Annotated in this window: 12 protein-coding genes and 1 pseudogene; 10 read left to right on the plus strand and 3 right to left on the minus strand. The window is 70.9% G+C overall.

What is annotated here, in order from left to right; all coding sequences use genetic code 11:
• The first annotated feature begins 65 nt into the window (after positions 1-65).
• From mrcB to AC1PME_RS06195, 5 genes are all read left to right on the plus strand, one after another.
• The gene (gene mrcB / locus AC1PME_RS06175) at positions 66-2,498 is read left to right on the plus strand and encodes a penicillin-binding protein 1B (protein ID WP_481097623.1); all 2,433 of its coding nucleotides are present in this window, start codon (positions 66-68) and stop codon (positions 2,496-2,498) included.
• 15 nt (positions 2,499-2,513) lie between these two features.
• Entirely contained in the window at positions 2,514-3,035 is a 522-nt protein-coding gene (locus AC1PME_RS06180; RefSeq protein WP_254460777.1) for a tetratricopeptide repeat protein, read from the plus strand.
• 164 nt (positions 3,036-3,199) lie between these two features.
• Positions 3,200-5,209 carry a DNA repair helicase YoaA gene (gene yoaA, locus AC1PME_RS06185; RefSeq protein ID WP_481097624.1) on the plus strand — a complete coding sequence of 670 codons (2,010 nt, stop codon included), beginning with the start codon at positions 3,200-3,202 and terminating at the stop codon, positions 5,207-5,209.
• 74 nt (positions 5,210-5,283) lie between these two features.
• Positions 5,284-5,988, plus strand: a complete 705-nt coding sequence (gene tsaB / locus AC1PME_RS06190) for a tRNA (adenosine(37)-N6)-threonylcarbamoyltransferase complex dimerization subunit type 1 TsaB (RefSeq protein WP_307549262.1) — start codon at positions 5,284-5,286, stop codon at positions 5,986-5,988.
• Positions 5,989-5,996: 8 nt separating this feature from the next.
• Entirely contained in the window at positions 5,997-6,905 is a 909-nt protein-coding gene (locus AC1PME_RS06195; protein WP_481097625.1) for an ADP-ribosylglycohydrolase family protein, read from the plus strand.
• 59 nt (positions 6,906-6,964) lie between these two features.
• Here the strand turns inward: AC1PME_RS06195 and AC1PME_RS06200 are convergent, their stop codons facing one another.
• The 3 genes from AC1PME_RS06200 to gshB all read right to left on the minus strand — a co-directional run bounded on the left by AC1PME_RS06200 (position 6,965) and on the right by gshB (position 12,292).
• Positions 6,965-9,961: a TonB-dependent receptor gene (locus AC1PME_RS06200; protein ID WP_481097626.1), complete on the minus strand. Its 2,997-nt coding sequence runs from the start codon at positions 9,959-9,961 to the stop codon at positions 6,965-6,967.
• Between the two features lie 502 nt (positions 9,962-10,463).
• Positions 10,464-11,345, minus strand: a complete 882-nt coding sequence (locus tag AC1PME_RS06205; protein ID WP_481097627.1) for an energy transducer TonB family protein — start codon at positions 11,343-11,345, stop codon at positions 10,464-10,466.
• Entirely contained in the window at positions 11,342-12,292 is a 951-nt protein-coding gene (gene gshB / locus AC1PME_RS06210; protein WP_254460783.1) for a glutathione synthase, read from the minus strand. Before gshB ends, AC1PME_RS06205 begins: the two co-directional genes overlap by 4 nt.
• Positions 12,293-12,535: 243 nt before the next feature.
• On the opposite strand from gshB, the gene pilG reads away from it, so the two are divergent.
• The 5 genes and pseudogenes from pilG to AC1PME_RS06235 form a co-directional block, all read left to right on the plus strand.
• Positions 12,536-12,937, plus strand: coding sequence for a twitching motility response regulator PilG (pilG, locus tag AC1PME_RS06215; RefSeq protein ID WP_237649356.1), 402 nt, complete (start codon positions 12,536-12,538; stop codon positions 12,935-12,937).
• A gap of 17 nt (positions 12,938-12,954) precedes the next feature.
• Positions 12,955-13,317, plus strand: coding sequence for a response regulator (locus AC1PME_RS06220; protein WP_254460784.1), 363 nt, complete (start codon positions 12,955-12,957; stop codon positions 13,315-13,317).
• A 1-nt stretch (position 13,318) separates the two neighbouring features.
• On the plus strand, positions 13,319-13,849 hold the full coding sequence (locus tag AC1PME_RS06225; RefSeq protein WP_017910264.1) for a chemotaxis protein CheW: 531 nt from the start codon (positions 13,319-13,321) through the stop codon (positions 13,847-13,849).
• 40 nt (positions 13,850-13,889) lie between these two features.
• Positions 13,890-15,926, plus strand: a complete 2,037-nt coding sequence (locus AC1PME_RS06230) for a methyl-accepting chemotaxis protein (RefSeq protein WP_481097628.1) — start codon at positions 13,890-13,892, stop codon at positions 15,924-15,926.
• Positions 15,927-16,037: 111 nt separating this feature from the next.
• Positions 16,038-19,361 (plus strand): annotated as a pseudogene (locus AC1PME_RS06235) (Hpt domain-containing protein); the annotation flags it as partial.
• Positions 19,362-20,589: the final 1,228 nt, after the last annotated feature.

The raw sequence follows: 20,589 nt of genomic DNA on the forward strand, positions 1-20,589 counted from the left end.
GCCGCCGCGCCGCGCTGCCCGCTGGGCTGCGCTAGACTCGGCGGAATTTACATTCTCGCATTCCCGTGCCCCGACGCTACGACGATCACGACACCGACGATCAGGACGACACCCTGGACAGCCCCGCCGCCGTATGGCGCCGGCGTCTGCTCACCTGGGGACTGGCCGCCGCCGCACTTGGCCTTGGCTTCCTGATCCCGTACACGGTCTATCTGAACAAGCAGGTCACCCAGCGTTTCGGCGAATTGCGCTGGCAGATCCCCACCCGCGTGTACGCGCGGCCGCTGACCCTGGCGCCGGACACGGCGATGGATCCGCAGACGCTGAAGACCGAACTGGATGCGGCCAGCTATCGCGCCGACCCCGTCGCCGAGCGTCCCGGCAGCTATCAACAGGACGGCAGCCGCTTCGTCATCGCCAGCCGCGGCTACGTCGACGTCGACGGGCGGGTCGCGCCGCGCCGCATCGAGGTCGCCCTGTCCGGCGGCCGCGTGGTGGCGCTGCGCGATGCGCAGACGCGCAAGGCGCTCAAGGCCGCGCGGCTGGATCCGGCGCGCATCGCCACGCTGTACGGGCAGAAGCAGGAAGAGCGGCGCCTGGTGCGCGTGGACGAGGTGCCGGAACTGCTGGTCACCGGCCTGCAGGCGGTCGAGGACCGCGACTTCAATTCGCACCACGGCATCGACCTCAGCGGCATGGTCCGCGCGGCCTGGGTGATGGTGCGCTCCGGCGGCAAGAGCCGGCAGGGCGCCAGCACCCTGACCCAGCAGCTGGCGCGCAGCGGCCTGCTCGGCATCGGCAAGGAACAGACCGTCACCCGCAAGTTCAACGAGATCCTGTACGCGCTGATCATGGAGGCGCGCTACGACAAGCGCACCATCCTGGAGGCGTATCTGAACCAGGTGTACCTGGGCCAGCGCGGCAGCCAGGCGGTGCATGGCGTGGCCTCGGGCGCGGAGTTCTGGTTCGGCCGCGAACTCGATGCGTTGGCGCCGGAACAGGTGGCGCTGCTGATCGGCCTGGTCAAGGGGCCGTCCTACTACGATCCGCGCCGCTATCCCGAGCGTGCGCTGGACCGGCGCAACTTCGTGCTCGGCAAGCTGCGCGAGAGCGAGCTGATCGACGAACCCACCTACCGCAAGGCACTGGCCGCGCCGCTGGGCGTGCCGGCCGAACCCGGCCTGGTCGCGGCCAACCGCTTCCCGGCCTATGTCGACCTGGTGCGGCGCCAACTGGCGCGCGATTACCCGGAAAGCGCGCTGCAGGGCGCCGGCCTGAGCGTGCTCACCGGCATGTCGCCGTCTGCGCAGGCCTATGCCGAGGGCGCGGTGACGCGCACCATCACCTCGCTGGAGACCAACAAGAAGCGCCCGCCGCTGCAGGCCGGGCTGGTGCTCACCGACACCCACAACGGCGAGGTGCTGGCGGTGGTCGGCAGCCGCGACGTGGCCCAGCCGGGCTTCAACCGCGCCATCGAGGCGCAGCGCCAGGTCGGTTCGCTGCTCAAGCCGTTCGTGTACCTGCTGGCGCTGGCGCAGCCGGATCGCTATTCGCTGGCCAGTTGGGTCGACGACACGCCGGTCACCGTGCAGTTGGGCCGCGGCCGCAGCTGGAGCCCGAGCAATGCCGATGGCCGCAGCCATGGCACGGTGCGCGTGGTCGATGCGTTGGCGCATTCCTACAACCAGGCCACGGTGCGCATCGGCATGCAGGTCGGGCCGGAACGGGTCGCGCAGTTGGTGAAGGTGCTGGCCGGCATCGAGGCCGAGGTCAATCCCTCGCTGATCCTCGGCGCGACCGACCAGAGTCCGTACGCGATGGCGCAGCTGTACCAGTTCCTCGCCTCCGGCGGCGAGATCCAGCCGCTGCATGCGGTGCGCGGCGTGCTCGATCCGCAGGGCAAGCTGCTCAAGCGCTACGACAAGACCCCGGCGCCGGCGCAGGAGGGCGACTCCATCGCCGCCAACCTGGTCGGGATGGCGCTGCAGCAGGTGGTCAGCAACGGCACCGCGCGGCAGCTGCTCAACGATGGCCTGGGCAAGCTGTCGCCGGCCGGCAAGACCGGCACCAGCAACGACGGCGTGGACAGCTGGTATGCCGGCTACACCGGCGATCACCTGGCGGTGATCTGGATCGGCAACGACCAGAACAAGCAGACCGGCCTGTACGGCGCCACCGGCGCGATGCGGGTGTGGTCGGGCATCTTCTCGCGGCTGCCGAGCGCGCCGCTGCAGGTGCAGGGCAAGGGCATCGACTGGCAGTGGATGGACCCGGTGGGGTACAACAGCACCGACCCGAACTGCCCCGGCGCGCGCCAGTTCCCGTTCGTGGTCGGCTTCGTGCCGGCGTATGCCGCGTGCACGCCGCCGCAGGCGCTGCCGGAAGACGCCGCGCCCGCCGAGGGCGAACACCAGGGCGGCGGCTGGCGCAGCTGGTTCGGCCTGGACAAGAAGAAAGACCCGCCTGCCGATGCGGCTGCGCCGCCGCCGGCGCACTGATCCCGGATACCGCTCATGACCCCACGTACCCCCGCCATCGCCGCCCTCAGCCTGCTGCTCGCTTCCTGCGTCAGCGCGCCGCCGCCGCCGCCCCCGGCCGCGCCGGTGGACACCACCACGCCGGCGCAGCGCATTGCCGCGATCGACGCCAGCGGCGGCGCCGACGACACCGAACTGAGCGTGCAGCCGCTGCGCGATCCGGAAGTCGAGGACCTGCGCGAGAGCGCCAAGCGCAAGCGCGCCGCCGGCGACCTGGCCGGCGCCGCCGCGGCCCTGGACCAGGCGCTGAAGCTGGTGCCGGACGACCCGGCGCTGCTGCAGGACCGCGCCGAGGTGGCGCTGCTGCAGAAGGACGATGCGCAGGCCGAAGCCTTCGCCAAGCGCGCCATCGACCTGGGCTCGCAGACCGGCCCGCTGTGCCGCCGCCACTGGGCGACCATCGAACAGGCGCGCCTGGCCCGCGGACAGAAGGAAAACGCCGCCTCGGCGCATGCGCAGATCGCCGGGTGCACGGTGCCGGGGATCAAGCGGTACTGACGGCCGGGAATGGGGAGTCGGGAATGGGGAATGGGTGAAAGCCTGCATTTCTGGTGGTTTGCCATCCTGGCGATATTCCATATTTCCGCTCCGCCGGCGGCCGGGACAGTGAGCGGGTAGTAGCGCTGCTCTGACCATTCCCCATTCCCGATTCCCCATTCCCAATGTCTTTAGCCCATGCAAGCACCGAAGCGCTCAGCGAAGGCGGTGCGCTTGCGCGCCAGCTCGATGCGTTCGTGCCGCGGCCGGCGCAGTTGCGGTTGACCGCGGCGATCGCCGAGGCATTCGAGCAGCGCGACGTGCTGCTTGCCGAGGCCGGGACCGGCACCGGCAAGACCTATGCGTATCTGGTCCCGGCGTTGCTGTCGGGGCTGAAGACCATCGTCTCCACCGGCACCCGCGCGCTGCAGGACCAGCTCTACCACCGCGATCTGCCGCGGGTGCGGGCGGCGCTGGGCGTGGGCCTGAGCAGCGCGCTGCTGAAGGGGCGCGCCAACTACCTGTGCAAGTACCGCCTGCAGCAGGCCCGCGGCGAGCCGCGCTTCACCGCGCGCGAGCAGGTCGCGCAGTTCCAGCGCATCGTCGCCTGGAGCGGGCGCACCCGCTTCGGCGACATCGCCGAGCTGGACGCGCTGGCCGACGATTCGCCGCTGCTGCCGCTGGTCACCTCCACGGTGGACAACTGCCTGGGCACCGAGTGTCCGTTCTGGGGCGAGTGCTTCGTGGTGCAGGCGCGGCAGCGCGCGCAGGCCGCCGACCTGGTGGTGGTCAACCACCACCTGCTGCTGGCCGACCTGGCGCTGAAGCAGGAGGGCTTCGGCGAGATACTGCCCGGCGCGCAGGCCTTCGTGATCGACGAGGCGCACCAGTTGCCGGAGCTGGCGGCGAACTTCTTCGGCGAAGGCTTCGGCATGCGCCCGCTGCAGGAACTGGCGCGCGACTGCCTGGCCGAGAGCCGCCAGGTCGCCGGCGCGCTGGCCAGCCTGCAGGCGCCGGCGCAGGCGCTGGAGCAGACCCTGCGCGAACTGCGCGCGGCGATGGAGGGGCTGCCGGCGCGCGGCACGCAGTGGCGGCTGCTGGCCAAGCCGCAGGTGCGCGACGGCTTCGATGCGTTGCTGGCCGATCTGGCACGGCTGCAGGAGCCGCTGGCGGTGCTGCGCGAGGCCTCGCCCGGGTTCGACGCCTGCGCGGCGCGTGCGCGCGAACTGCGCACGCGGTTGGGCCGCTGGCTCGGCGAGGATGCGCCGATTCCGGATTTCGAGGCCGAGCCGGAACCGGATGCGCCGTCGAACGATGTGCTGTGGTACGAGCTGACCCCGCGCGGCTTTCGCTGCCAGCGCACGCCGCTGGACGTGTCCGCGCCGCTACGCGCGCACCGCGAGGCCTCGCACGCGGCCTGGGTGTTCACCTCGGCGACGCTGGCGGTGAAGGGCGAGTTCGAACACATCGCCACCCGCCTGGGCCTGAGCGACCCGATGACCCTGCTGCAGCCCAGCCCGTTCGACTGGGCGCGGCAGGCGCTGTGCTACCTGCCGGCGCTACCGGATCCTGCGGCGCGCGGCTTCGGCACCGCGCTGATCGCCGCGCTGCAGCCGGTGCTGGAGGCCTCGCAGGGCCGCGCCTTCCTGCTGTTCGCCTCGCACCGCGCGCTGCGCGAGGCGGCCGAGGCGCTGCGCGACAGTCCCTGGCCGCTGTTCGTGCAGGGCGAGGCGCCGCGCGCGACCCTGCTGCAACGCTTCCGCGCCTCCGGCAACGGCGTGCTGCTCGGCTCGGCCAGTTTTCGCGAGGGCGTGGACGTGGTCGGCGATGCGCTGAGCGTGGTGGTGATCGACAAGCTGCCGTTCGCCGCGCCCGACGATCCGGTGTTCGAGGCGCGCCTGGACGCGATCCGCCGCGACGGCGGCAACCCGTTCCGCGACGAGCAATTGCCGCAGGCGGTGATCGCCCTCAAGCAGGGCGTGGGCCGCCTGATCCGCAGCGAGCGCGACCGCGGCGTGCTGGTGCTGTGCGACCCGCGCCTGCTGTCCAAGTCCTACGGCCGCACCTTCCTGGAGTCGCTGCCGCCGTTCGCGCGTACCCGCGACGTGGAGGACGTGCGCCAGTTCTTCGCTACCGAGGCCCCAGCGCTAGGCGATAATCCCGAAGCGGCGCCGCCACCGGCCGCGTCCGACTAGCCGACGCACGGCCGTTGCTCTTTCGATTCCCCAATCCCGATTCCCCAATCCCGATTCCCGAATCCCGGCTTCCCATGAACCTCCTCGCCTTCGAAACCTCCACCGAAGCCTGTTCCGTCGCCGTCCAGGTCGGCGACCGCGTGCTGGAGCGCTTCGAACTGGCGCCGCGGCGGCATGCCGAGCTGGCGCTGCCGTGGGCCGAGCAACTGCTGGCCGAGGCCGGGATCGGCCGCCGCCAGCTCGATGCGGTGGCCTTCGGCCGCGGCCCCGGCGCGTTCACCGGGGTGCGCCTGGCGATCGCGGTGGCGCAGGGCATCGCCCTGGCCCTGGACCTGCCGGTGCTGCCGGTGTCCACGTTGCAGGTGTTGGCGCAGCGCGCGCCGGCCGACGCGCCGCGGGTGCTGGCGGCGATCGATGCGCGCATGGGCGAGGTCTACACCGCCGCGTACGCGCGGCAGGCCGACGGCCGTCTGTTGGCGCTGACCGCGGAGCAGGTGTTGAGCCCGGAGGCCTTCGTGTTGCCGGAGCCGGATGCGGCCTGGAGTGCGGTCGGCACCGGCCTGGCCGCGGTCGATGGCACCTTGCAACGCCGCTTCGGCGCGCACTGGCGCAGCGCCGACGCGCAGGCGCTGCCGCATGCCGCCGACGTGCTGACCCTGGCCGCGGCCGCGTACGCGCGCGGCGAGGCGATCGCGCCGGAACGCGCCGAGCCGGCCTACCTGCGCGACAACGTCGCCCTGACCCTGGCCGAGCAGCAGGCACAGCGGGCCGCACGATGAGCGGTGGCGTGGCGCCCGGCGCCCGTTTCCGCGGGTGCCTGCTGGGGCTGGCGGTCGGCGATGCGTTGGGGACGACCCTGGAATTCAAGGCGCCCGGCAGTTTCGCGCCGATCGACGACATGATCGGCGGCGGCCCGTTCGAGCTGCAGCCGGGGCAGTGGACCGACGACACCTCGATGGCGTTGTGCCTGGCCCACAGCCTGCTGTACCGGCAGGGCTTCGACGCGGCCGACCAGATGAACCGCTATTGCAACTGGTACCGGCACGGCTACCTGAGCAGCACCGGGGTGTGCTTCGACATCGGCAACACCGTGCGCGCCGCGCTGGAGCGTTACCTGCAGGGCGGGCCGGCGTTCAGCGGCAGCGACGATCCGCGCGCGGCCGGCAACGGCGCGTTGATGCGGCTGGCGCCGGTGGCGATGTTCTATGCGCAGCGTCAGGACGAACTGGCCGAGCGCGCCGCCGACAGCTCGCGCACCACCCATGCCGCGGCCGAGGCGCTGGATGCCAGCCGGTTGTTCGCGTTCCAGTTGCGTGCCGCGTTGCTGGGCGAGGACCGCGCGCAGGTGCTGCGGGCGCCCGGCGCGCCGCCGATGCAGACCCCGGCGCTGCGTGCGCTGGCCGTGCGCGACCACGCGGCGGTGCCGGCGGCGCAGATCCGCGGCACCGGTTATGTGGTCGATGCGCTGTCGGCGGCGCTGTGGTGCTTCGCCACCACCGACAGTTTCGCCGCGGCGGTATTGCGCGCGGCCAATCTTGGCGACGATGCCGATACCACCGCGGCGATCTGCGGGCAGTTGGCCGGCGCCTTCTACGGCGTCGACGGGATTCCCGCGGCCTGGCGCGAACGGGTCCAGGACGCGGCGGAGATCGTGGCGCTCGCCGACCGGTTGCACGCCGCTACGGTCGCCGGCTGACCTTTGCCGCAGGCGCCGGCCTTCCATGGCCGGCGTCCTTGGGACTGCCGCGCAGCGGATCAGTAGTCGTAGCTGACGCTCAGGCGCAGCGAACGCGGCGCCTGGCGCAGCAGGGCCGCGCCGTATACCGGGTCCGCGTTACCCGGGTCCGACTCCGAGTACGGGTACTTCCACAGCGTGGCCTGGCCGTTGAAGACGTTGAACACGTCCAGGGTGAAGGCCAGTTTGCGGTCGGCGTAGGCCGGCCGCCACGAGACCCCGAGATCGAGCTGCTGCAGCCACGGCAGACGGCCCTGGCTGCCCGGAGGCGCCGGCTGGCCCTGGTAGTAGTGATAGGCGATGCCGTAGCCGGAGGGGTCGCTGTGGTCCGGGCCGTAGGAGCCCAACGCGCTGAACGGCGAACCGGAGATCAGCTTGAGATTGGCCGACACCAGCCACGCCGGGTTGATCTGGTAGTAGCCGTAGAACTTGACCTGGTGGGTGTGGTCGTTGCTCTGCGGGCCGTTGGTGTGCTCCATCAACTGCGCGAAGTCCCAGGCCTGGGTGGTGGACACCGCGGTCTGGCCGATGCCCGACAGCAACTGGCCCTCGGTGGTGCCGTAGCTGCGCGACCAGGTGTAGTCGAGGCGGCCGTACCAGCGCTGGTCGAACGGGTGCTCCAGCGACAGGTTGAGCCCGTAGTAGTTGCGCTTGAACGCGGGGAAGCCGAACTGCGCATTGGTCAGCGGCACCTTGACGTAGTTGCCGGAGGTGTCGACCAGGGTGAAGGTGTTGGCCCGGCCCGGGTTGATCAGCCAGCAGCTGACCGGGTTGCTGGCCAGGGTCACCGTGTGCCCTTGCGCCGCGGCGGCGGCGAACACCGTATCGCTGTCGCAGTAGTCGTCCACGCCGCTGCGCAGGACGCGGTAGGTGCCCTTGGCGCCGTAGACCCAGCTGTCGCCCCAGGCCTTGGTGAAGCCGAGGATGAACTCGTCCTGGAACGAGGGCTTGATGCCCTGTGTGGCGACGGTCTTGGGATCGGGCAGGATGCCGTAGTTGTTGTTGGCCGAGACCGCGCCGGAGATCTGGGTCAGGCCGGTGGGATAGCCGTTGGCGTCGATGCCGCCGTAGGTGTAGTAGGTGGAGGTGGCCAGGGTGGCGCCGGCGGCGTTGAACGCCGGATTCAGCGGCAGCGCCAGGTAGTAGCGGCCGGCGTTGCCGTAGACCTTGAAGCGCGCATCGCCGTCGACGTCCCAGCTGAAACCCAGCCGCGGCGCCCATTGCCCGCTGGTCTGCTTGATGTAGGGCGCGCCGTCGCGGTTGTAGTTGGTGAACTGGTCCAGGCGCAGGCCGAGGTTGAGCAGCAACCGGTCGGTGACCTGCCAGTTGTCCTCCACGTACTGCGCGCGCTGCGCCGCGCGCACCGAGGCCAGCGCGCTGTAGATGTACTTGCGCACGTAGTAGCCGTCCTGGCCGTTGGGATAGCCGCCGGTGGCCGGCACGCCGAGGCCGGTATTGATCGGCACGTTGGGGTTGGCCTGGCCGTAGATCCAGTAGTAGCCGTCGCCCGAGGCCACCGAGCCGCGGTTGAGCGCGCGCGCGTTCTGGTTGTCGATGCCGATGGTGATGCTGTGCGCGCCGATGGCGTAGTTCAGGTCCAGGCGCAGATTGTCGGTGCGGTTGCCGCGCGCGGGGTCGATCAGCAGCGAGGTGGTCTGCGCATTGGTGATCGGGGTGCCGCCGGTGTAGGCCGGATTCTGGAACGCGGGGCTGGACACATAGGTCAGCGTTCCGTTGTAGTTGGGATTGCGGCTGTAGTCGTCGGTACGCTGTTGGCCGTACAGGGCGCTGAAGGTCAGGCGGTCGGTGAGGTAGCCGGTGTACTTGGCGCTCCACAGGTCGCCGCCGGTCTTGGTGGTGTCGGCAGCGCCGCGCAGGGCGCCGATGTCGCGGCCGCTGTACTGGTAGTACTTGCCGCGGGTGACGTAGCGGCTGGAGGCGCCGGTGATTTCCAGTAGCTGGCTGTCGCTGATGTTCCAGTCCAGCTTGGCGTACCAGCTCGGCCGACGGTACTGGTAGTCGTAGTAGTACGGCCCCGGCGTGGTCTCGCGTGCGCCGTAGAAGCGGTCGCCGTCCTGGCGCTGCAGTTCGTAGGCGCCGAAGAAGAACAGCCGGTCCTGGATCAGCGGGCCGCCGGCGTAGACGCTCTGGGTGCTGAGGGTGGAGCCGCTCTTGCTGTCCGGGCGGTACAGCGCGCCGTTGCCGGGCGCGTACACGTCCTTCGGCGCCGAGCGCAAGCCGTCCGGCTCCCAGGTCGCCTGGCCACCGAAATGCCATTCGTTGCTGCCGCGCTTGCCGACCGCGTTGATCACGCCGCCGTCGGAACGGCCGTACTTGGCGCTGTAGCCGCCGGTGTAGACCTCCAACTGGTCGATGCTGCCGTAGGGCAGGGTCAGCCCGCCGAGGCCGCGCAGCGGGTCGGTGGTGTTGAAGCCATTGATGTAGTACGCGTTCTCCGCCGCGGAGGCGCCGCCGAAGCTGAGCAACTGCGCGCCGGTGGGGCCGATGTAGGTGCCGCTGCCGCTGTTGCCGGCCACGCCGGGCGCCAGTTGCGCGATGGCCTCGGCCGAGCGGCCCAGCGGCAGGCGCTGTAGCTGTTCGGCATTGATCACGGTACGCGAATCCACGCTGCTCACGTCGATCGCGGCGGCGGCGCGGTCGGCACTGACCTGGACCCCGGCCAGGCTGGTGACCGGGGCGAAGGACACGTCGGTGACGGCACCGACGGTGAGGCCGACGCCGTCGCGACTGCCCAGCACGCGGCCGTCGGCGCCCTTGGCGATGATGGTGTAGGTGCCCAGCGGCAACTGGCCGACGCTGTAGCGGCCGCGCGCGTCCACGGCGACCTCGCGGCTGAGGCCGCTGTCGCTGCGGACCAGGATGCGTTGGGTATCGGCTGGCGCCTGCCCGGCAACGGTGCCGGTGGTGGACTGGGCCTGGGCCGGGGGCAGGGCGAGGGCGGCACTCAGTGCCAGGGCGAGCAGGGCGGGCCTGCGGATGGAACGATGGTTGTGCATGCGGAAGGCGACTCGGGTGGTGGGGGCGGGGGCCGCCGCGCCGACTCGAATCTGCCCGTCCTGGATGATGCGGTGTGCGCGGTAACGTTCCCCTGCTCCATTAACCTTAATGCGACGCCATCACAGAAATGCCGCGTCGTTATGTCCGCGGCAGCAATGGTTATGTCCTTCGCCGCCGGGGGCTTGCGTGCGGGAGAGGGGCTAGCGCGGTTCCTTCTCCCGCCGGGAGAAGGTGCCCCGCAGGGGCGGATGAGGGTACGGGCGCAGCCTCGTACACCCAAACACGGCGAGACGCTGCGCGCCGTACCCTCACCCCAACCCCTCTCCCGGCGGGAGAGGGGCTAGCGCGGTTCCTTCTCCCACCGGGAGAAGGTGCCCCGCAGGGGCGGATGTGAGGGTCCGGGCGCAGCCTCGTACACCCAAGCACCGCGAGTCGCTGCGCGCCGGACCCTCACCCCAGCTCCTCTCCCGGTGGGAGAGGGGCCGCCGATCTGCTCGCCGCTCAGCGGTCGTCGACCAGGCTGCCGCCGGGCAGGAACACCCAGGTGCGGGTGACCTGCAGGATGTCGATGTTGTCGTCGGTGCGGGGCAGCGGCGGGAACGGCTGCGCCAGTTGCACGATCCGCAATGCGGCGGCGTCGAGCATCGGCACGCCGCTGGAGCGCAGGATGCGGCTGCTTTCCAGGCTGCCGTCGCGGCGCACGCCGACGCTGATCACCACCTGGCCGCCGAGCCGGCGCCGCCGCGCTTCGTCGGGATAGTTGAGGTTGCCGACGCGCTCGGCGCGGTCGACCCAGGCGCGCAGGTAGTTGGCGTAGGCGTATTCTCGGGTGCTGGCGGAGACGAACTTGCGGTTGGGGCGCTTGGCGTACTGCTCCGAGCGCAGGTGTACTTCGGCGGCCAGTCGCGCCATCTCGGCATCGCGCTGTTCGCGCTGCGCGTCCACCGGCCGCAGCGGGTCGTCGGTGCGCGGCTGGGTCTGCGCCGCCGGCAGCGGCTGTTCGCCGCGCGCGCTGCTGACCACACGCGGGGTCGGTTCCGGCGCGGCCGCCGCGGTCTGCGCGCGCAGCGCCTGCGGCGCCAGGCCGTCCTGGCGCTGCGGTACCACGCCCGGCTGGCTGTCGCGCGGACGCTGGGGTGTGTCGTGGTCGCCACCGCCCTGCTGGTTGGCCTGGGCCAGGAAGTCGGCCTGCTTCGGGGTCAGCGGGGTGCTGGTCTGGCTGAAGATCACGTCCAGGGTCGGCACCAGCGGCGCATCGTCGTCGATCGCGAAACCCACGCCGAGGATCAGCAGGCCGTGCACGATCAGCGACAGCACCAGGGTGGCGCTGAGCCGTTCGCGCTCGCCGATGCGCGGCGCGGGCGTCGCGGCCGCCGCGCTCATCGCGCCGGGTAGGCCTCGATGGCGTCGAACAGCAGCCCGGCGATGTTGAGCCCGAACTGCGCGTCGAGCTCGCGCACGCAGGTGGGGCTGGTGACGTTGACCTCGGTGAGGTAGTCGCCGATCACGTCCAGGCCGACGAAGCGCATGCCGCGCCGCTTCATCTCCGGGCCGACCTGCGTGGCGATCCAGCGGTCGCGCTCGCTCAGCGGGCGGCCTTCGCCGCGGCCGCCGGCGGCCAGGTTGCCGCGGAACTCGTCGCCCTGCGGAATCCGCGCCAGGCAATAGTCCACGGCCACGCCGTCGACCAGCAGGATGCGCTTGTCGCCGGCGCTGATGTCCGGGATGAAGCGTTGCGCCAGGGCCAGCTTGCGGCCGCCGTCGGTCAGCGTCTCCAGGATCACGTTGAGGTTGGGGTCGCCGGTGCCGCTGCGGAAGATCGAGCGCCCGCCCATGCCGTCCAGCGGCTTCAGCACCGCCTGGCCGTGTTCCAGCACGAACGCCTTCAGCGCGGCGGCGTCGCGGCTGACCAGGGTCGGCGGGCAACATTGCGGGAACAGCAGCGCGGCCAGCTTCTCGTTGAAGTCGCGCAGGCCCTGCGGGTCGTTGACCACCTGCGCGCCGGCGCGCTGGGCCACGCTGAGCACGTGGGTGTCGTACAGGAACTCGGCATCGAACGGCGGATCCTTGCGCATCAGCACCACCTGCCCGGGGCCGAAGGTCAGTTCGGCAAAGGCGTCCAGCTCGAACCAGCCGGTCTTGTCGTCGCGCACCCGCAGCGGCGCGGCCTGGGCCAGCGCGTGGCCATCGCGCAGGGTCAGCCCGCCGGGGCGCACGTAGTGCAGCCGGTGCCCGCGGCGCTGCGCTTCCAGCAGCATCGCGAAGGTCGTGTCTTTGGCGATCTTGATGCTGGCGATGGGATCCATCACCACGATGACATCGAACGGCATGGGGGCACCTGAGAGACTGAGCGGAAGATGGTAGCGGGTCGGCGGGGGGCGCTGCGCACCGGAGGGCGGGCGCGGCTGCGCGGTGTCGCACGCCATGGGCCAAACTGTGACATAGTTTGTGCGGTTACGTGGTTCAATGCGGACCCGCGGCGGCGGCCTTGACAGTCGCAGCGGGTCTTGGGATACATGGCGTTTCGCAGCGAAGCCGGATCCGATGAAGCGTCGCGCGCTTGGGGGCAGGTGATGAGTGAAAACACGACTGCGGGTGGGGAGCTCGCAGGCTTGCGGGTGATGGTGATCGACGATTCGAAAACGATCCGTCGTACCGCCGAAACGTTGCTGAAGCGCGAAGGGTGCGAAGTGGTGACGGCGACCGACGGCTTCGAGGCCCTGGCCAAGATCGCCGATCAGCAGCCGCAGATCATCTTCGTGGACATCATGATGCCGCGGCTGGACGGCTATCAGACCTGCGCGCTGATCAAGGGCAACCAGCTGTTCAAGGCCACGCCGGTGATCATGCTGTCCTCCAAGGACGGCCTGTTCGACAAGGCGCGCGGGCGTATCGTCGGTTCCGAGCACTACCTCACCAAACCCTTTACACGCGAAGAGCTGCTGGGCGCGATCCGTACATACGTCAACGCCTGACCAGGGGGAAAGGCAGCATGGCCCGTATCTTGTTGATCGAGGACTCACCGACCGACCGGGCGGTGTTCACGCAGTGGCTGGAAAAGGCCGGGCACCAGGTGCTGTCCACCGACAACGCCGAGGACGGGCTCAAGCTGGTCCGCGAGCAGGCGCCGAGCCTGGTGCTGATGGACGTGGTGCTGCCGGGCATGAGCGGCTTCCAGGCCACCCGCGCGCTGTCGCGCGACGAGGCCACCCGGCACATCCCGGTGCTGATCATCAGCACCAAGAGCATGGAGACCGACAAGGTCTGGGGCATGCGCCAGGGCGCCACCGACTACATCGTCAAGCCGCCGCGGGAAGACGAACTGATCGCCCGCATCAACCAACTGGTGGGCTGACATGCGCTCGCCCTTCGACATCCTCGAAGCCTACGAGCGACGCAGCCTGGCGCACGCCGTGCAGATGCCCGAACGCGCCTTCGACGACGACGTCTGGCGCGGGGTCGGCTACCGCGTCGGCAAGCGCCACCTGGTGTCGGACTTCCGCGAAGTGGTGGAGATCGTGCGCATGCCGCCGGTCACGCCGGTGCCGGGCGCGCAGCCGTGGCTGCTGGGCGTGGGCAACCTGCGCGGCAACCTGTTTCCGGTGGTCGACCTGAAGCAGTTTCTGGAAGGCGAGCGCACCGCGCTGCAGGAAGGCCAGCGCGTGCTGATCATGCGCCAGAGCGGCGGCGACGTGGCGCTGACCATCGACGAATTGTTTGGCCAGCGCAGTTTCACCGAGGCGCAGGCGGTGGAGCCGGGCGATCTGGCGCAGGGCCGCTACGCGCATTTCATCGACCGCGCGTTCCGCGGCGACGCCCAGGACTGGGGCGTGTTCTCGCTGTCGCTGCTGTCGCGCACTCCCGAATTCCGGCAAGCCGCCGCCTGAGCGCGCGCGCTGCCTCCGCATCGAAGACCGAGGTCGCATCATGAGTACTGCTCCGGACGCCCGCAAGGCCAGCAAGCTCGGCAGCGTGGGCACGAGTTTCTGGCTGGGCCTGCTGGCGCTGTCGCTGGTCGTGTTCGGCGCCAACACCGGCGTGGCCACCTGGCAGGGCAACCGCCTGGCCGGCGCCAGCACCGGCGCGGCCGACCTGCAGGTGCTGTCGCAACAGCTGGCCAACCAGGCCCGCGACGCGGTGTCCGGCAACGCCGAGACCTTCAAGCAGTTCAGGCAGACCAAGGCGAAGGTGGAGAGCACCGTCGCCGAGCTCAACGCGCGCTACGCCAACGAGGCCGGCGTGTCCGGACCGCTGCGGACCCTCAACAGTACCTGGGCGCCGCTGGCCAAGAGCGCGCAGCAGGTGGTGGACAGCGAACCGGCGGTGCTGGCGCTGGCCGGCAATGCCGACCGCTTCGTCGGCGGCGTGCCGCAGCTGCAGGCGCAGTTGAACGAGGTGGTGCGCGCGATGACCGTCGGCGGCGCCCCCGCCGCGCAGATCTACAACACCCTGCAGCAGGTGGTGGTGGCCGGCACCATGGCCCGCCGCGTCACCGAAATGCGCGCCGGCGGCCGTGGCGCGGCCAGTGCCGGCGATGCGCTGGCGCGCGATGCGGTGGTGTTCGGGCAGATGCTCGAGGGGCTGCGCAACGGCAACGAGGAACTGGGCATTGCCCCGGTGCGCAACGCTGCCGCATTGGCCGCGCTGGAGCAGTCGCAGGCGCAATGGGCGGAGATGAAGAAGGACCTGGACGCGTTGCAGGCCAGTTCGCGCAGCCTGTTCGCCGCGCAGAACGCCGCCGCGGCGCTGACCGCCGGCTCGGGCAAGATGCTGGAGGACAGCAAGAAGCTGTTCGATGCGTTCTCCGCGTTCGGCTCCATCCGCGACACCCGCCTGTTTCCGAACTTCTGGCTGGGCGTGATCTCCGGCCTGCTGGCGCTGCTGTCGATCATCGGCTTCGTCTGGACCACGGTGCGCAGCCGCAGCCGCGAGCAGGAAATCCGCCTGCAGACCCAGGTCGAATACAACAGCCGCAACCAGCAGGCGATCATGCGCCTGCTCGACGAAATCAGCTCGCTCGGCGAAGGCGACCTGACGGTCAAGGCCTCGGTCACCGAGGACATGACCGGCGCCATCGCCGACGCGATCAACTACGCCGTCGACGAGCTGCGCCACCTGGTCACCACGATCAACGACACCTCGGCCAAGGTCGCCGTGTCCACCGAGGAGACCCAGGCCACCGCGCGGCAGCTGGCCGAGGCGGCCGGGCACCAGGCCGAGCAGATCGGCTCGGCCTCGGTGCGCATCAACGAAATCGCCGCCAGCATCGAGCAGGTCTCGCGCAACTCCACCGAGTCGGCGGACGTGGCGCAGCGCTCGGTGGTGATCGCCGCCGAAGGCGCCGGCGTGGTCCGCGAGACCATCCAGGGCATGGACCAGATCCGCGACCAGATCCAGGAGACCTCCAAGCGCATCAAGCGCCTGGGCGAGTCGACCCAGGAGATCGGCTCGATCGTGGAACTGATCAACGACATTTCCGAGCAGACCAACATCCTGGCGCTCAACGCCGCGGTGCAGGCCGCCTCGGCCGGCGAGGCCGGCCGCGGTTTCGCCCTGGTCGCCGACGAAGTGCAGCGCCTGGCCGAACGCACCTCCGGCGCCACCCGCCGCATCGAAGGCCTGGTGCAGACCATTCAGGCCGATACCAACGAAGCGGTCAGCTCGATGGAGCAGACCACCTCCGAGGTGGTGTCCGGCGCGCGCCTGGCCGAGGACGCCGGCACCGCGCTGACCGAGATCGAGCGCGTGTCCAACGCGCTCAACACCCTCATCAAGAACATCTCCATCGCCGCGCACCAGCAGTCGGCGGCGGCGATCGACATCACCCAGACGATGGACGTGATCCGGCAGATCACCGGACAGACCTCGCAAGGCGCGGGACAGACCGCCGAATCGATCGGCCGCCTGGCGCAACTGGCGGCGGACCTGCGGCGCTCGGTCGCCGACTTCAAGCTGCCGGCGTAAGCGGGCCGGAACCGGGTGGAAGGAAGCGCACATGACGTACCGTGAACAACTCCCGCATGCCGTCGCCGCGCCCACGCGGCGCGGCGCGTGCCCGGCCGTGGAGATGCGGCGATGAGCGCGCTGCGCGATGCGATGAGCCATGCCGCGCTCGGCTGGGTCAAGCCGGAACTGGACGAGACCCTGCGCCAGGTTCGCGGCGAGATCGAAGCCTTCGTCGAGGAACCGGCCGACACCGGTCGCATGCGCTTCTGCGCCGGCTACCTGCACCAGGTGCAGGGCACCTTGCGCATGGTCGAGCTGTATGCGCCGGCGATGGTGGCCGAGGAACTGGAACTGCTGGCGACCGCGGTGCAGAACGGCCAGGCGGCCGACCGCGACGAGGCCTGCGCGACGCTGATGCGCGGCACCGTGCTGCTGCCGGACTACCTGGAGCGCCTGCAGGACGGCCACCGCGACATTCCGATCGTGCTGCTGCCCCTGCTCAACGAGATCCGCGCCGCGCGCGGCGAAGCCGGCCTCAACGAGGGCGCGCTGTTCGCGCTGGCCCCCGATGCCGCCGCCGCCACCGAGGCCGAGCTGGACCACGCGCGCGGCAGTCTCAGCGGCCGCAACCGCGAACTGCTCGACACCGTCGGCACCGCGATCAAGGAAGAGCTGCTGCGGGTCAAGGACGCGCTGGACCTGCACCTGCGCACCGGCGGCGACGTCGCCGCGCTGCAGACCCAGGTCGACGAGCTGGGCAGCGTCGCCGACACCCTGGGCGTGATGGGCCTGGGTGTGGCGCGCAGCGTGGTGGTGCAGCAGCGCGATGCGTTGCGCAGCATCGTCGATGGCGCGCGCGAGGCCGACGAAGGCCTGTTGCTGGATATCGCCGGCGCGCTGCTGTACGTGGACGCCTCGCTCGACGACCAGGTCGCCTACCTGGGCGCCGGCGGCGATGTGCACGACGAGGCCAGCGCCGCCGAGGCGCGGCGCACGGTGGAAGTGCTGGCGCACGAGGCGATCGCCAACTTCGGCAGCGCCCGCGAGCATTTCGTCGCCTTCATCGAGACCAACTGGGACCATGCGCGCCTGGACGAGGTGCCGCGCCTGCTCGGCGAGGTCGCCGGCGCCCTGCGCATGCTGGAACTGCCGCAGCCGGCCGATTACCTGGAAGGCGTGCGCCGCTATGTCGCCACCGAGCTGATCGGCAAGCGCCGCGTGCCCAGCGGCCGCCAGCTCGACACCCTGGCCGATGCGATGGCCAGTCTCGAGTACTACCTGGAGGCGCTGCGCGAGCGCCGCCCCGGGCGCGAGGAGATCCTCGACATCACCCGCAGCAGCCTGGAAGCGCTGCGCTACTGGCCGTTGCCCGAGACCGCGCCGGCCGCGCCGGGCGTGTTGCCGAGCGGGAGCGAGACAGCCGACCCGGTCGCGCCCGCGCCGCCGGTGGCCGCCGCCCCGGTCGTGGAGCCCGCGCCCGCATCGTTCGCCGCGCCGGCCGTGCCGGCCTGGGACCTGGCGCCGACGGAGGACACACCGGACACGCCGTCGCGCACGCAGGCCGCCACGCCATCTGCACCGCAGGCGCCGCAGTGGACCTTGGCGACGGACGAGCACGACACCGCGGCCGAACACACGTCCGCACCCGCCGACGATGGCACCGCGCAGGACCCGCGCGAGCAGGCGAGTGCGCCGCCGTCGCAGGCGCTCAGCTTCGATCCGGTCGCCGCCGAACAGGACAGTTGGACCGGCACCAGCGAGCCGCTGCACATCAGCCTCGATTCCCTGGTGCTGGAACAGGATGCGTTGCGGCCGGAGACGCCGCCGGCGTTCACGCAGCACGACGCTGCTGCCGACGCTCCCGCGGCGTTCTCGTCGGGTGTCGCCGGCTTCGATCCGGTGGCGGCCGAGTACTCGGATCAGGCGCACACCGGTGCGCCGGCCGCGTTCGCCGACCTGGGCGAACACGACGATCCCAGCCTGGTCATCGTCGACGCGCCGGCCGCTGCAGAAGACGCCGCCGCGTCCACGCCGCCGCTGGTGATCGAACTGGACGACGCGCCGGCGTTCGCCGATGCGCCGAGCATGGCTGCCGACGAGGGACATGCGTTCGATTGGCATGCCGCCCCGGCGGCGCAGGCCGAGGAGGCAGGGTCCGCGCTGGCCGATGTGGACGCCGACATCGCGCACGGCGAGCGCCTCGACGCGGCAGGGGAGGCTGAGCCCTCCGATGTCGCTGCCGAAGCCGAACACGCCGCGCATGCGATTCCGATCGAGACCGCGGAGGTCGCCGCCACCGACGCCGCACGCGGGACCGATCCGCACGCGCCCCTCGATGGCCAGACGCATGCCGATCCTGGCCTTGCCCCCATCGGCGAAGAAGCGCACACCGACGCCGTGGCGGACGTGCCATCGGCGCCGGAGCATGCCGAGCCGGTGTTCGAGGAGCATGCGACGCCCGACCCGGCGTCGGAACACGTGGCGACCGCCGCTCCCGCTGCACCGGTGTCGGATGCCGAAGCCGCGTTCCTCGCCGATCTTGAGGCGGCGGCTGCGCAGTTCGACGTGGCCACCGCCACCAACAGTGGCGCGCCTGCCGCCGCCGCGCCCGCCGAAGCGCAGCATCCCACGCCCAGCGCTGCGCCGGTGGCCTCCGCTCCCGCCGCCGAGGCCGGTTTCATCGACGGCGATGGCGAGATCGACGACGAAATCCGCGCGGTGTTCCTGGAGGAGTTCGACGAGGAGCTGGTCAATCTCGGTGCGCTGCTGCCGGCCTGGCGCGCCGCGCCCAGCCACCTGGAGAGCCTGCGGCCGATCCGCCGCGTGTTCCATACCTTGAAGGGCAGCGGCCGCCTGGTCGGTGCACGCGTGCTCGGCGAGTTCAGTTGGAAGATCGAGAGCATGCTCAACCGCGTGCTCGACGGCTCGCGCCCCGCCAGCCCGGCGGTGGTGGCCATGGTCGAGCAGGCCTACGCGGTGCTGCCGCAGCTCAATGCCGCGCTGCGCGGCAGCGGCGCGGTGCAGGCCGATCTGGATGCGATCCAGGCCGTGGCCGAACGCATCGCCGCCGGCGAGGACGCTTTCTATTTCGCCACCCCGCAGGCCACTGCCGCGCCGCGCGCGGGCACCCCGGCGTCGGTGGACAGCGTGCTGCGCGAGATCCTCGAAGCCGAGGTCGCCACCCATCTGGAGACCGTGCACGCCTGGCTGCAGCATGCGCCGCAGCCGGCGACCGAAGCGCTGCTGCGCGCGGTGCACACCATGAGCGGCGCGTTCGCGATGACCGACGTGCCGGAGATCACCGCGGTCACCGGCCCGGCCGAGAGCTACGTCAAGCGCGCCCTGGCTGCCGGCAGCGTGCCCAGCGCCGAGGGTGTGCGTGCGCTCGAGGATGCGGCGCGCGCCGTCGCCGCGACCATCGCGGAACTGCAGGCGCCGTCGCCGGTGATTCCGCCGTTCACCGACCTGGCGCAGCGCCTGCGCGCGCTGGTGGAGACCCTGCCGGAAGTGCAGTGGCCGCCGATCGCGCACGACGAGGACGACGAAGACCTGTCGGCGTCTGCACCGGGCGATACCGGGCTGGATTCGCAGGCCGTGCAGGCGGTGGAACTCACTGCGGCCGACGACCTGTCGGCGTTCGTGGGCGACGCCGCGCAGTTGCACGAGACGCTGCCGGCGGACGACACCGGCAGGCAGGCCGACGAGGCCGACGCGGACCAGCATGCCGCCGCCGTCCACGCGGACGAATCGTCCGCGCCGTCCTCGGACGCGGCACCGGAGTCCACGTCGGCAGAAGCCGACGCCACCATCGACACGGAGGCTGCCACGCCGGCTTCGGCGAGCGAAGACACCACGCTTGCGGCCGAGCAAACGTCCGTGCAGGAGCATGCGCCGAGCCAAGACGCGGCACCGGTCGACGCGCTGGCGGTACCGCACGATGAGCGCGAAGCCGAGGAACAGGCGGCATTGGCGCAGGACGGCCAGCTCGACGAGCTGACGGTCGAGGCGCCGCTGAGCGCGGAGCAGCTGTTGGACGATCCGGCGCCGGAAGCGTTGCAGTCGGATGCGGAACAGGACGCGGCGGTGGACGCAGTCGCCGTCGATACCGCCGCGACCGACACGTCGGTGGACGTACAGGCGCCGCAGACGCTGGAGCACGCTGGCGAAGCGCATGGTTCCGAGGATCACCAGTCCGACGCGCAGGCCGGGGAAGCCCAGGATGCGTCCATGCACGCGCAAGATTCGCAGGCATCGGATCACGCGGCAGCGGATCACGATGCCGGGCATCGCGCGACCGACGCGCAGGCCGGGGAGACCCAGGATGCGTCCGTGCACGCCCAGGATGCGCAGGCGTCGGAGTACGCGGTAGCGGATCACGATACCGAGGGCCAGACGACCGACGCGCAGGCCGGGGAGACCCAGGACGCATCCATGCACGCGTAGGAGTCGCCGCCATCGGATCACGCGGCAGCGGACCACGATGCCGAGGGCCAGGCGACCGACACGCAGGCGATCGACACGCAGGATGCGCCCGCACCCCCACAGGACGTGCCGGCGTCCGATCACGACGTCGCGCACCGCGACGCCGAAGCGTCCAGCGACGACACCGCCGAAGCGCACGAGCAGCAATTCAACGAGGACGCCCCCGCGATCGGCTTGCGCCAGCAGCCGTCGGCGCCGT

It is taken from the genome of Xanthomonas sp. NCPPB 901 (genome assembly GCF_056725085.1).